The sequence below is a fragment of the Pseudomonas sp. Mb7 genome (assembly GCF_054790525.1).
This window is the reverse complement of record NZ_CP186501.1, coordinates 5,465,898-5,479,073: the sequence shown is the minus strand read 5'-3', so window position 1 is coordinate 5,479,073 and position 13,176 is coordinate 5,465,898. Positions and strand designations below refer to the sequence as shown.

At 58.5% G+C, this 13,176-nt stretch carries 11 protein-coding genes; 7 read left to right on the top strand and 4 right to left on the bottom strand.

Annotated features, from left to right (window positions below):
• Nucleotides 1-71: 71 nt before the first annotated feature.
• From ACOYXH_RS24820 to ACOYXH_RS24800, 5 genes are all read left to right on the top strand, one after another.
• Nucleotides 72-527, top strand: a complete 456-nt coding sequence (locus ACOYXH_RS24820; RefSeq protein WP_460067313.1) for a hypothetical protein — start codon at nt 72-74, stop codon at nt 525-527.
• Between the two features lie 4 nt (nt 528-531).
• On the top strand, nt 532-1,395 hold the full coding sequence (locus ACOYXH_RS24815; protein WP_460066463.1) for a tetratricopeptide repeat protein: 864 nt from the start codon (nt 532-534) through the stop codon (nt 1,393-1,395).
• A complete protein-coding gene (locus tag ACOYXH_RS24810) occupies nt 1,392-2,153 on the top strand; it encodes a lysozyme inhibitor LprI family protein (protein WP_238156312.1) in 762 nt (253 codons plus the stop codon). Before ACOYXH_RS24815 ends, ACOYXH_RS24810 begins: the two co-directional genes overlap by 4 nt.
• A 54-nt stretch (nt 2,154-2,207) precedes the next feature.
• Nucleotides 2,208-3,194 carry a hypothetical protein gene (locus tag ACOYXH_RS24805; RefSeq protein ID WP_320414548.1) on the top strand — a complete coding sequence of 329 codons (987 nt, stop codon included), beginning with the start codon at nt 2,208-2,210 and terminating at the stop codon, nt 3,192-3,194.
• 97 nt (nt 3,195-3,291) lie between these two features.
• Nucleotides 3,292-4,311, top strand: a complete 1,020-nt coding sequence (locus ACOYXH_RS24800; RefSeq protein ID WP_320413653.1) for a hypothetical protein — start codon at nt 3,292-3,294, stop codon at nt 4,309-4,311.
• A gap of 62 nt (nt 4,312-4,373) precedes the next feature.
• On the opposite strand, the gene ACOYXH_RS24795 is transcribed toward ACOYXH_RS24800, so the two are convergent.
• Nucleotides 4,374-4,745: a DUF6124 family protein gene (locus ACOYXH_RS24795; RefSeq protein WP_034152070.1), complete on the bottom strand. Its 372-nt coding sequence runs from the start codon at nt 4,743-4,745 to the stop codon at nt 4,374-4,376.
• 584 nt (nt 4,746-5,329) lie between these two features.
• Here ACOYXH_RS24795 and ACOYXH_RS24790 point away from each other — a divergent pair.
• Together ACOYXH_RS24790 and ACOYXH_RS24785 are read left to right on the top strand one after the other, a co-directional pair.
• Nucleotides 5,330-5,713: a hypothetical protein gene (locus ACOYXH_RS24790; RefSeq protein WP_007920327.1), complete on the top strand. Its 384-nt coding sequence runs from the start codon at nt 5,330-5,332 to the stop codon at nt 5,711-5,713.
• A gap of 192 nt (nt 5,714-5,905) precedes the next feature.
• Nucleotides 5,906-8,518 (top strand): hypothetical protein, encoded by a 2,613-nt coding sequence (locus ACOYXH_RS24785; protein ID WP_460410005.1) that lies wholly within the window; start codon nt 5,906-5,908, stop codon nt 8,516-8,518.
• A gap of 64 nt (nt 8,519-8,582) precedes the next feature.
• On the opposite strand, the gene ACOYXH_RS24780 is transcribed toward ACOYXH_RS24785, so the two are convergent.
• The 3 genes from ACOYXH_RS24780 to ACOYXH_RS24770 all read right to left on the bottom strand — a co-directional run bounded on the left by ACOYXH_RS24780 (nt 8,583) and on the right by ACOYXH_RS24770 (nt 13,077).
• Nucleotides 8,583-9,983, bottom strand: coding sequence for an aminoacyl-tRNA deacylase and HDOD domain-containing protein (locus ACOYXH_RS24780; protein WP_460410004.1), 1,401 nt, complete (start codon nt 9,981-9,983; stop codon nt 8,583-8,585).
• A 79-nt stretch (nt 9,984-10,062) separates the two neighbouring features.
• Nucleotides 10,063-12,138, bottom strand: coding sequence for an ATP-dependent DNA helicase RecG (gene recG / locus ACOYXH_RS24775; RefSeq protein ID WP_460410003.1), 2,076 nt, complete (start codon nt 12,136-12,138; stop codon nt 10,063-10,065).
• Between the two features lie 9 nt (nt 12,139-12,147).
• Entirely contained in the window at nt 12,148-13,077 is a 930-nt protein-coding gene (locus tag ACOYXH_RS24770) for a hydrogen peroxide-inducible genes activator (RefSeq protein ID WP_007920331.1), read from the bottom strand.
• Nucleotides 13,078-13,176 lie beyond the last annotated feature (99 nt).

The window sequence follows — 13,176 nt, the reverse complement described above, 5'->3', positions numbered from 1 at the left end:
TGCCTCGATGGAGTTACTACGTGAAAGGATTTTCGGTTCTTCTCGGCAGCTTGATATTGGCTGCCGCGTCCATGGCATTCGCTGCCGATCCAACCTTCAAGGATTACACCATCACGCCAGTTTTTACCGGCCCCAACCATAAGCTGGTGCCGCAAGAAAACAGCAGCCCAATGATGGACCAAGCACGGGTGCAAGCCCTGAAAGGCAAGGTCAACTTCGCCGGCCATTACATCCTGCACAGGCTCGGCTGTGGCGGCAGCGCGATTTGCGGCGAAGTGCTGGACGCTCAGACCGGTGAAGTGGTTGGCGGTCTGCCCAATGCTTACGACGGCAGCACGTTCGGCATGGTCTACCAGCCCAACAGTCGCCTGATCATCGTCTCCGGCATCACGCTCGACGGTGAAGAAGACGCCCAGGGGAACGCGTTGGAAAGCGGCAACCGGGACCGTTACTACGAATTTGTGAACAACGAATTCCGGCTGCTGAGCGTGACCGACGTGGAATCGTCGCCGATGGATGAGGAGTGAGTGGATGAACCGTCTTCTCGCGGGCGGTCTTAAGTGGTTGATGATTGTCATGAGCCTGTCAGCTTCAGCCAATGCCTTGTCTGAAAATATTCAGATCGTGGGGGTTGGCGGGCACTTAGTGACGCTGAAGGACAAGACATGGGGCAGGCCTGCTGCGGAGGCGGCGGTTGCCTCGTTTACCGCCAATGGAAAAACGTTTCCCCTCTATGTACCCGCGGTGGGTACTGAAACGCATGAGGCTTGGTTAAGTCCCGACAAGAAAACATTGCTCCTCCTTCAGACTCTGTATGGCGTTGTCATTGGCCAGGAGGGTGAAGAAATCCCGACAGAGGAAACTGGTTGCGGGGTCATTTCAATGGAGACCGGTTGCGTGCTCAGTCAGCACGCAGCCAGGTTTTGCTACGGCAAGTGGGAGGGCAATCGGTGGACTTCCGGGGAAGAGGATGCGCCTGATCTCGTAATGCAGACGCCGTCTCCAAAGGACTTATTGAAGCAGGTCTCAAATATTGAGATGCCGCAATCTCGCGTGGAAGAACTCGCATTCAATCTTCGCACTATAAGTCCAGAGTCCTATATGGCTTGTCACCCACCGGCGCGCAATGTTCAAGCTTTTAACGATCTGGCTTTCTACTTGGCCGAGGGCGGTAACGATGAGCTGGCGCTGAAGTTTTATCGCGGCGTTGAGGCCGTTGGTAAGCGCACGGTACTGATGTTGAACATCGCCGATTCACTCTGGCGCCTTGATCGGAAAGAAGAAGCGCAGCGTTATTACCGCGAGTACCGCGACGCGATGAGCGCCGACGGCAAGGCGCAGAAAATTCCGCAAAGAGTGATTGAGCGAACTGCACATCAGGGAATGAAAAATTGAACAGGATTGTCCGCTTTATCGCGTTACCTCTTGGGATGCTATGCGCGTTATATGCGCACGCCGAGGACGAATGCGAAGTCATTACCTCTAGCTTGGAATTTAATCAATGCGTGGCGGCCGAACTTAAGCGGGCCGACGCCAACCTCAATGCCAGCTACAAAAAGCTGATGGCAAGGTTTGAGGTTCAGCAAAAACGCGACCCTGAACAGGGCAAGGCTTTCATGGCCATCGCCAGAGAGTCACAGCGTGCGTGGATCAAGTTGCGCGATACCACATGCCCGCTCGAAGCCACGGATATCGACCCTGATACGGCGCTTCACTCTACAACCGTCGATAGCTGCATCATCAGAATGAGCCTGGAACGCGCTGCATATCTGGACAGGATCGTGGCAGATGACTCGGGTGATGTGGTTGATATGAATAAGGTGTCCAGATCCGGCGCGAAGCGTTACCAGGATGTAGTCGCGCGCTATCTCTACTCGTTCGACAACCCATGCTTGACGGTCCAAATTCTCGCGCCTGACGGTGGATGGCGAGTGTTGTCATTGACGCGGTTCTGCAGTTTTGACGGCAAGTCATTCCAGTCCGGTTACGCCGATGCTGGATTCGAGGCCCCTGTATTTACAGATGACGGTCTGCACCTGACGTTAAGCACTACGGAGCTTCGCGCGCCCGGTGAGAAGCGTCGCGCCTGTGTGATTCCGATCAAGAACGAGCAAATAAAAGCGCTGAAATGTGGCGAACCTGAGTCATCGTGATGCCCTCGCGCTAGTTATTGAAGATTGATCAATTCGTCGATCGACAAGGAAGTAATGGAAGTGAACAGGTTTTCAAGTTGTGTGTGCTTGCTCGCATCGATCATCGGTTTTACCGCGCAAACGGCAACGGCGGATGACCTGCAAACCATCAAGCAAATGCATCCGCCGGTGGTGGCAACGGTGGGCGGGCAGAAGATCACCGTGTTGTTCTTGAAGAACACACTCAAAGGTCAGACGACAGGTGCCTACGTTCCCGGTGGGGAGGTTTTCTACACGACAATGAGTGCCACGAGGCCAGAACTCTCGTTTGTGGCGCCGCTCGTGGGTGATGAAGTCGCATCGGTGTTTTTTTTCGAACGCAAATTCCCTGAGCGAGCGGGGAAGTCCCTTTACGTGCTCATGAGGCAAAAAGAGGCAAACGGTGGTTTCGAAGGCTACACCTATTGGACGCTGGAATTGCCACTCATCAAGCAGGGCGAACAGTTGTCGTTGCGGTTTTTTCGCGGTGATCCACCAGACCCCGAATTGCAGGATTGCCGAGACGGCCGAGACCTTGAAAACGGCGTCGATGTTGTGTGTGCCTACAAGGATGCAACTAGTATCAAAAAGCGTCTGGCAGACCTTGATGCAAAAATCATTGCCGATTCGAAACTGCAACAGGAGATCCGCCAGAAAGCGTTAAAGATCGACGGTGAAGTGTGTCCCTCGCCCGACTTTTCAACATTCCTCTCAGCCTTCTCTGAACGCGCGGAGTTGCAGAAAGCCTTCGTCCTACAGCCGCTGAAAATGGTCACAACCGTGGCCGGCGACCCCGAGCCCGAGATGCAAAAAAACAGTCTCAGCGGTGATCAGCTCAAGTTCCCAATAATCCCGGATCCGGCGAAGCGAGAGGCCCAGGGCCTGACGTTGACCGTCAAGGAAGAGCAGGGTGATCACGCCGTCGCCATCCTGCAGAAACCGGATACCGATTATGTATTCGAGTATCGGTTTGTTCGTGGGCAATGCTGGTGGCTTGAAGAAGTGATGGATTACTCGCTTTGAAACAGGTGGCAAGTTGAAAAGATTAGGCTTGATCGCGTTATTGCTGTGTTCTTTCTCTGTGGGGGCAGGGCCGATGTTCCCGTCACTCGAGTCTTGCATGGCCGCCGACAGCGACTGTGCGCTGGCGCTGAAAGACGATTTCCTTGTAGACGCTAAGTCCGGGCAAAGTCTCTCCGAAAGGCCGGTATCGGCCGGAGCGATGAGTGTTTTCTGGCTGTATCGAGATGGTGAGCGCTACATCCTGGAGGAGGAAAACTCATCACAGGCGAAGTCGCGTCGCTGGCTGGTATTCACCTACGACAGCGGAAAAGTGGTGCTCGACGGCGCTTATGTTTTCTCGATCGACATTGATATGAACACCGGGCCCTATTGGCATGGCTACGACTGCCGAGGTGATGCCAAGCCGTTCGCCGTGCCCACGAAAGATCCGTTCAATGATGTCGCTTTGGAGGAGTTGTGCGGGGAGGCCGAAGGCTGGGTCGTCTCGGGTCGGAATACCGAGGTGCCGGTGTCTGCCAAGGGGCTGGCCGTCAGTGTTCCCGTGTACCACGCCCGCAACCGTGACGGTTCAGCGACGTACCTGTTTACTGAAAGTGATGTTCCGGAGCTTTCGAAGCTGGTGTGTTTGTCCAATTGCGCCGATGTCACTCAAATACCAGAACGCGTCTCGCAAGAAACAGCGCCTTTGAAGGGCGGGCAGGATGGAACGTTGTGTTCAGATGACGAAGACATTTACTTCAGTTGCCCGTTGGAGGGTGGTAAGACGGTTTCCGTTTGTGCACGGGGAAACAACAAGCCCACGGCCGGTTTTGTTCAGTACCGTTACGGCGTGCCGAGCAAAATAGAGATGGTCTATCCGAAGACGGCTTTGCCGCCCAAGGGCAAATTCTTTGTCGTGAACGCTTCGGAAGGCAGCGTGAACTTGAACATCATCAAGTTCAAAAACGGTGCTTATACCTACCTCGTTAATCAAGCCTTTCTGAGTTATCTGACGGTGCTCAGGGACGACAAGGCAGTGTTCCGGCAGTATTGCGGTGAGGGAGGGAATGCCTACATAAACCGGGCGGCGCTCCAGGGCTTGGAAGCGCGCCCAAAAAGCGCAGAGGACTTTCGCTAGTTTTTGTTATCGAGATTTAGAAAAGGGGACTTAACGTCCCCTTTTTTCATCCACAAACTTCGCTACGGCTTGGCCGCCACGCTTCGCACTTCAATCTGGTCGAGTGTCCCTTCCACCATCAATCTCACCCCGTCCGCCATTCTGCTCAGGGCCAGCGCCACCGAGCGGCGGGAGCCGTGGAGATCGTCGGCGAGGTCGCAGGCGATGACGCTGATGGACAGGAGATCTTCGGAGGCGTTGGCCATGAGGGCTTCGGCGTCGGTGCCGGGGGAGAGTTTGAAGAGGCCGTTTTCACGTTTGGGATGTGGTTCGACGGCTGGTTTGAAATGGTGGTCGAGGGCGCGTTCGGCGGCTTCGTGGAATTTCTTTGATTCCAGGGTTTCGTAGGGCGAAACGTCTGGGTTTTCGGGGGGATTGGGTGTTGGTTTGATCATTCGGTCTTACTCCAGTTTAAGGAGCCGACACCGTTTCGCTCGCACTTCGAAAGTGGTGGCAGCTGTGCATAGGTGTGCAAGACCGGTGGAGTAACCCGGCAGACCCGAAGGCCTCCCATACACAGCCGCCATAACGATCCGCGAGCATAGGAAAACGCTCGGCGAATTGCCATAACCAATGTGTACTCCAATCGGACTTGCACGTCCGTATCGCCAATCTGCGGCGACACACAGAGCCTATCGATAGCCAGCCAACTCGCCTAGTTCACGCACAGCACCGCACTTTGCAGGAAATTTCCCATAGATTCGCGGGGCGGAAGATCAAAAGATCGCAGGCTTCGCCGGCTCCTACAGGGATGTGTTTCAACAGGTGTAGGAACGGTGAGTGGTGAGACGCGGAGCGTCTCGGGATGCATTCCCACGCGGAGCGTGGGAACGATCAGTCGGCGAGCGCTGAATCGTGACTTGGCGGTCATCGTGCGGGAAATAGTCTGCATCATCCTCCAACAGAGTCAGATAGTGGCGTTATCGTCCGAATCCCTTACACTGCCCCGGCCGTTCATTTTCCTTTTGAGGCTGTGCGCATGAAATTTCGTTTTCTTCTGTGGATGATGGGTTTGTTGATGGGTAAGGCCAGCCGGACAAATCCTGCGTTCCAGCAGCAGTTGGGTGACAAGGATCTGGTGTTTCAGCTGCAGACGCTGGATGGGAAAGTGGCGCGGCATTTCGTGGTCAAGGATCAGCGCATCACCAGCAAGTCTGGCGTGGTGGCGGAGCCGGCGTTTGCGATTGCGTTTAAAGATGCCGGTTATGGCTTTGCGACGATGCAGGCGAAGAACAAGCAGTTGGCGTTTATGCAGGGCATTCAGGACAAGTCGATCCAGCTTAAGGGCAACCCTGCGCTAGTGATGTGGTTTCAAGGGTTGATGAAGTATTTGAAACCAAGAAAGGCGAAGGCTAAAGCTTAAGAAGTCGTTGACTTGAACAAACCCATGCACGCGCACTGAATAACGGTGCGCTTGTCTTGTAAGGCCATTACTCAGGCTCGCAAAGACAGCCGAACTGTCATTTCTATCAGGTGTTTCGTGCACAGGCGCGATGCTCTACTCAAGTTCCAGTTCCGGCATTAAGGGACTTAACTGACTTGATGGAGCAAGCTCATGACGCAGACACACAGTATTTCGATCCCTAGGTCTCTCGATCCGACATTTGCTCAGGATGGCGTGCTGACCTTACCGATACCTGGTATCGCGGGCGACGAAGCGGCGGCGGTCCTGGCGCTCCCCGATGCAAAATTACTCGTTGCGATACCTTTAACGGGAGCGAATGCCCCGGTTGCCATTGCGAGGCTGAATGACGACGGTTCGCTGGACGAAACCTTCGGTCCGGCGCGCAGAGGTTTTGTTGAAATAGCGCTGGAAGGGGCTCGGATCAGCTATGTATCCGGTCTCGATGCGCTTGAGGATGATGGTTGGCTGATACACCTTCAATATTCCTCGACTACCTCCAATGACGTTGGCCTTGCACTGGTCCGCCTGAAAAATACCGGTGAACTGAACGACGCGTTCGGCACCAACGGCATGCGGTTTATCTCCCATTACGGCAATCCCCATCCCGCTAGCGTGCCGCGTGAGGCAAGTCACCCGAACACCGGATCCTCACAGACTGCCCACCTCCCATCACGATCAACGGCCCGGCAGGTGGATGGCAAAATCGTCCTGCTCCATTTCGTGTTTTTTGATGATGCACCACTGCCGGCGGGTGTTGTGATTCGTCTGCTAGCGGATGGGTCACTCGATCAATCATTCAACGGTTCGGGCTATGTGGTTGTGGATGTCGCCACATCGAATAACGTCTACGGCATCACCATTCAAGCCGATGGCAAGGTGCTGGTCTGCGGTTCATACCAGGACGGATCGGGAGGTCGTGGAGTTTTTCTGGCGCGTCTGGACGCAAGTGGCGCGCCGGACAGTCAATTCAACAACGGTGTGGCCGTGTTGATGCCCGATGATGAAGGCGAGAGTTTTCTGCAATCGATTTCGGTACGTGAAGGCGATGGCAGGATTATCGTCGCGGGCCAAGCTCTGCGTAATGGTCTCGACGGTGGGTTGATCGCTGCATTCACGACCAGCGGCGCGGCCAACCTTGTGTTCAATGGTGGCAAGCCGCTGTTTTCGCCGTTACTAAAAGGGTTGGCATGGACGCACACCTCACAGGTGGGTGGTTCGATCGTTGTTGTCGGTCAGGGTGAATCAGCCATGGTGACGGCGCGCTTCCTTGCTGATGGAAAACCGGATACGGCTTTCAACGGTACGGGGCATGCGCTGTTTGAAGACAGCGCAGGGGAAGCCTTTGCGCGAGGTTTGGCCGTCATGGGGGACAGCCGGATCGTGGTGTGCATCGAACTCTCCGTCCATTCTGATCTTCCCAACGTCCCTGGGCGTTTCGTGCGCTATCTGGCGGGCACGCCATCCTTGAATAACGATCCGACCTTCGGCGACGGTGGCATCCTCAGATTTCCATTCCCGGAATTCTCGGGATATGACGTCAGGGCGCTGCTGGCGCTGCCGCAAAACAAATTGTTGGTTGCCGTTCGCCTTTCAACGCCCGGTGCGCCTACGCGGATCGTTCGTCTGCTTGAAGACGGTGTTCTCGACTCAGCTTTCGGTGGAGAAGGCTCCGGCTACGTCGAGATCAGGCTGAAAGAAAATTTTTACATGAGCCGGATCCTCGGGTTTACACCGCTGAGCGATGGCGGCTGGCTGGTTCGTGCTCAGTACACGGAAGAGGGCGCGAATAACTCGACGGGTCTGGTGCTGGTCAGACAGCGCGAGGACGGCCAACTGCAGACGTCTTTCGGGGAACAAGGTGTGCTCTATCTTCCCTACGCGAAGATGGGCGGCGGCGGATATACCGGGGTGGTGCAAGCGTCTGCCAGCGGTGCCGCAGGGGCTGGCGCAGCAGGGATGGTCGCTCAACAACTGGACGAAAAAATCGTCGTGGTCAGTAACGTTGAGGATGCTTCCGGCCGGACAAAAGGTATCGTTCTGAGGTTCGAGCCGAATGGCTCACCCGATACGACCTTCAACGACACGGGCTTTGCGTTCTTAGAGCTTGCAGAGATTTCGCCTTCTGACATCGTTGCGCAAGCGGCCGCGACCCAGGCTGACGGCGCCGTGGTGATCTGCGGCAATTACTTTGCGGTGAGTGCGCATGGCGCCTTCGTTACTCGTTTCGACGCTACGGGTAAGGTTGACACAGGTTTTGGAATCAAAGGCGCGGTGGACGTGCCCCACGATCAATGGATAAGCCTGGACGTTGCGGCAATCGTCGACGACAAGATTGTTGTGGCCGGCGGTGCGGCGGTGGAGGGCGTCTCTCAGGGCTTGATTGCGGTGCTCAATCTCAGCGGCTCCTACAATCGGGTGTTCAATGATGGTCAACCACTGATTTCGTCACCTGTGTCCCAAGGCGTCAGATGGTTGCATTGCGTGCCGCGTACGGACGGTTCAGTCATCGTTTGCGGTAACAGTGGCACTGGCGCGCTTGATGAGAATCTCAGCGCGGTCACCGCACGCTTTCTGGCGGATGGTTCTCCAGACTCCTCTTTCTTTGGTTCGGGATTTACCGTTTTCAATGAAAGCGCGGGTTTCGAATACCCCCACGGCATGGCGGTAATGGACGATGGGCGCATCTTGGTGGGCGGAGTGTATTTCACCGACTCTGGGTACGATAAAGGCTGGGTGATCCGTTACCTGGACAAGTCGGCTTAAGCCGCAGGTTGGCCCATCGCGGGCAAGCGTCGCTCCAACTGGAGGTCGCTTGCCCGCTTTGCATTCAGGCCTGGCTGAACTGCGAAGCCAGTTCGCGCAATAACACCTCGGCCTCAAGCACTTTACTGACGACGTCGTTGGCCTTGTCGCGAGTCAGGCCGACGCGGTCGAGCAGGGCGTCCGGGATGTCTTCATCCGGGCCGGAGCCAATCCCGCGGCTGCGCAGCAAGCGCACGGCCAGGCAGACGAGGTTCGGGTATTCGGCGTAGGCGCCGTCGTAGCTTGGGTCGTGCTGGAAGCGCAGGGCGGTGGCCAGCTCATCCGGCATGTCCCAGTAGCGCATCAGCCACGAGCCGATCTGTTCACGGCTGATACCGAGCAGATGTTGCTCGATGTAGCTGTGGCACAGGTGCGGGTTGACCTCCAGGTGGCGGCAGATCAGCGAGAAGTGCGGCGGAAAGACGTGGGCCAGCAGCAGGTAACCGAAGTTATGCAGCAGACCGGCCAGATACGTCAGGCCGGCTTCCGGGCGCTGGGCGCGCGGCATGGCACGGGTCAGACCTTCGATGACGGCGGCGGTGTAGATCGACTGCTGCCAGTACGGCGTGGTGTGTTGCGGATGGTCTTTGGGCAGGCTCAGGGTCTTGCCGAGGGCCAGACCCAGCGCGAGGTTGATCACCAGATCGAAGCCGAGTACGCGAACGATCGCGTCTTCCACCGAACGGATCTTGCCCGGCGAGGCGTAGTATGGCGATGCCGCCCAGCTCACCACTTGCGCGGCCAGCGCCGGGTCGGTTTCAACGACGCCAGTGATGTCGTCGATGGTGGCGTTGGGGTCGACGCGCAGTTTGATGATTTTTTGCGCGGTTTCGGCCAGCGGCGGAATCTCGATGGTCGCTTCCAGACGCTGCTGAATGCGCCGCGCGGTGAACGCTTGCACGGCCTGGGTGATTTCCTCGCGGTCATCGTCCGGGCGGTCGAGGTTCGGGCGGATGCTGCTCAGGGCTTCGCCGAAGTTGGCGGCGCTGGCCTTGGTCAGCATGGTCTTGAAGTCTTCGCTGGCGATTTCCAGCAGCAGGCCCGGCTCGCCGGAGTTGATCAGCAACTTCGGTTCGCGCAGCAGGCTTTCTTCGTAGAGGCACGGCGAGCTGGTCAGCGCTGGCAGGCCCGGCAGCAGGCTCAGGCTGTGTTTGCCGAGCATCTTTTCCAGGCGCTCGGTGGACACGGCAGTCAGACGCCGGCCAGTGAGTTCGGCGAGGCGGTTGAGGTCGAGCAATTGGCTCTGCGGAAACAGCACCATCAGCGCGCCGACGGCGTCGTCCAGCAACACGGCTTGTACCTTGCGCGATGCATTGAGGCCGTGGTGGTCGAGCACTTCTTCGTAGGCGATGCCCAGCTTGCCTAGCAGCAGCCGAATAACAGACGGCGCGTGCGGGGATTCGGGGGCGAGAGCGGCTTCGGTCATGGTCTGTATCCGTTTTTGAAACAATGGCAGGAGTATAACCAGCTTGGTCGGAACGATCTGTCAGAAACTGCGACGGTGCTCACACTTGGCCGTATTGCTGCCCGTGACGCAACCAGCGATCGAGTAATGGGCTGACGTGGGTTGGCCAGCGTTCCAGCAAGGCTTGCGCGGCGTCGCGGACGGCGGGCAGCAGGTCGGCGTCGCGCATCAGGTCGGCGACTTTGAATTGCAGCAGACCGGTCTGGCGGGTGCCGAGCATTTCCCCGGGGCCGCGCAGTTCGAGGTCTTTTTCGGCGATGACGAAACCGTCGTTGGTTTCGCGCATGATGCCCAGGCGCTGGCGACCGATCTGCGACAGCGGCGGATGGTAGAGGAGCACGCAATGGCTGGCGGCGCTGCCCCGGCCAACGCGGCCGCGCAACTGGTGCAGTTGCGCGAGACCGAGGCGCTCGGGGTTTTCGATGATCATCAGGCTGGCGTTGGGCACGTCGACGCCGACTTCGATCACCGTGGTGGCGACCAGCAGTTGCAGGTTGCCGGCCTTGAACTCGGCCATGACGGCGGCCTTCTCGACGGGCTTCATGCGCCCGTGAATCAGCCCGACTTTCAGTTCGCCGAGGGCAAGTGTGAGGTCTTCAAACGTGGTTTCGGCGGCCTGACAGGTCAGCTCTTCGGATTCTTCAATCAGCGTGCACACCCAATAGGCCTGACGGCCCTCGGCGCAGGCACCGCGCACGCGTTCGATGACTTCGACGCGACGGGTGTCGGTGACCAGCACGGTGTTGACCGGGGTGCGCCCGGGCGGCAGTTCGTCGAGGATCGAGGTGTCGAGGTCGGCGTAGGCGCTCATCGCCAGCGTCCGCGGAATCGGCGTGGCAGTCATGATCAGTTGATGCGGACACATGCGCCCGCCGACGCCTTTCTGCCGCAGCGCCAGACGCTGCTGCACGCCGAAGCGGTGTTGTTCGTCGATGATCACCAGCGCGAGGTTCTTGAACTGCACTTCGTCCTGGAACAGCGCGTGGGTACCGACCACCATCGGCGTGCCGCTGGCGATCTGCTCCAGCGCGGCGACGCGGTTCTTGCCCTTGAGCTTGCCGGCCAGCCACGCGACTTCAATGCCCAGCGGTTCGAGCCAGCGCTTGAAGGTGATGAAGTGCTGTTCGGCGAGGATCTCGGTCGGCGCCATCAGCGCGACTTGATAACCGGCCTCCAGCGCCTGTAATGCAGCGAGGGCGGCGACCACAGTTTTACCCGCGCCGACGTCGCCCTGAATCAACCGCAGCATCGGTTCGTGCTGGCTGAGGTCGTAGGCGATTTCGTTACCGACGCGCTGTTGCGCGCCGGTCGGGTTGAAACCGAGGTTGGCCAGGTATTTCGGCGGCAGCTTTTTCGCTTTCGGCATCGCTGGCGCGCGCAGCGAACGCATGCTTTCGCGCAGGCGTTGTTGCGACAGTTGGTGCGTCAGCAGTTCTTCGAAGGCCAGACGATGCTGGGCCCAGTGATGGCCGAGGGCGAGTTCGTCGACGTCGGCATCGGCGGGCGGGTTGTGCAGGTAGCGGATCGCATCGGCCAGTGGCGCCAGTTGGTAGTCGCGGGCCAGTTCGGTTGGCAGCCAGTCGGGCAAGGTGTCTGGCTTAAGCATTGTCAGCGTCTGCAGGCACAACTGGCGCAGACGCGCTTGGGTCAGGCCTTCGGTGAGCGGGTAGACCGGGGTCAGGGTTTCATCCACGGGCGGCGGTTCGTCGCCGATGATGGCGCGGTATTCCGGGTGGTAGATTTCCAGTCCTGATGCGCCGGGCCGGGCTTCGCCGTAGCAGCGAACCCGCGTGCCACGCTTGAGGCCTTCTTTCTGCGCGTTGCTGAAATGGTAGAAGCGCAGACTGAGACCGCCGGTGCCGTCCTGCAAACGCACGACGAGGCTGCGCCGGCGGCCCATGACCACGTCGGCGCCGCTGACGGTGCCTTCGACCACGGCGTCCTGTCCCGGTCGCAGCGCGCCGATCGGCACCACACGGGTGCGATCCTGATAACGCAGCGGCAGGTGAAACAGCACGTCCTGAAGGTTCTCAAGACCGACCTTGGCCAGTTTCTCGGCCATGGCTTCGCCGACACCCTTGAGTGCCGTCACCGACACTTGCGACAGCTCCGTCATGACGCTCGCTTAACCGGCTGTAACCGGTGCCGCTGGCTTGGCCACCGAACACAGGCGAATGGAGTCGGCGAGGATCTCGATGGCTTTTGGCCGTGGGAAGCTCGCGCGCCAGGCAATGGCCACGGTGCGGAACGGCACCGGCGGCGACAGTGGGCGCACTTCGATCACGCCGGGGGCGTAGTGATGGCTGTCGACCGCCGACAGCGGCAGGATCGAGATGCCCAGACCGGACGCGACCATGTGGCGGATGGTTTCCAGCGAGCTGGATTCAACCGTGGTGTGCTTGGCGCCATCGTTGCCCTTGGTCAGGGTCGGGCAGGCTTCCAGCACTTGGTCGCGGAAGCAGTGGCCTTCGCCGAGCAGCAGCAGGCTCTTGTCGTTGAGCAGACCGGCGTCGATGGTTTCTTTTTGTGTCCACGGGTGCTGGGCCGGCATCAAGACGTAGAACGGCTCGTCGTAGAGCGGCAGGGTCAGCACGTCAGCTTCGTTGAACGGCAGGGCGATGATGATCGCGTCGAGCTCGCCGTTGCGCAGTTTGTCGCGCAGCACGTGGGTGAAGTTTTCTTCGATGTACAACGGCATCTGCGGGGCGACCCGGTGCAGTTGCGGAATCAGGTGTGGGAACAGGTACGGGCCGACGGTGTAGATCGCGCCGACTTTCAGCGGCGCGGTCAGCTGGTTCTTGCCGGCCTGGGCCAGTTCGCGGATGCCTTGCGCTTGCTCGAGGACTTTCTGCGCCTGGGCGACGATGCCTTCGCCGACCGGGGTCAGGCGCACGGCGCTTTTGCTGCGCTCGAAAATCAGCACACCGAGTTCGTCTTCAAGCTTTTTCACGCCCACCGACAGGGTCGGCTGGCTGACGTGGCAACGTTCGGCGGCGTGGCCGAAATGCTGCTCTTGGGCGAGGGTGACGATGTAGCGTAATTCTGTGAGGGTCATAGCAAGCGTCCATGAAGATGCGGGCCAAGCATACCGGCTGCAATCGATAGACGCACGTTATCAGACTGAGCGCTCAATGCGACTACTGCAAAAAGCAAA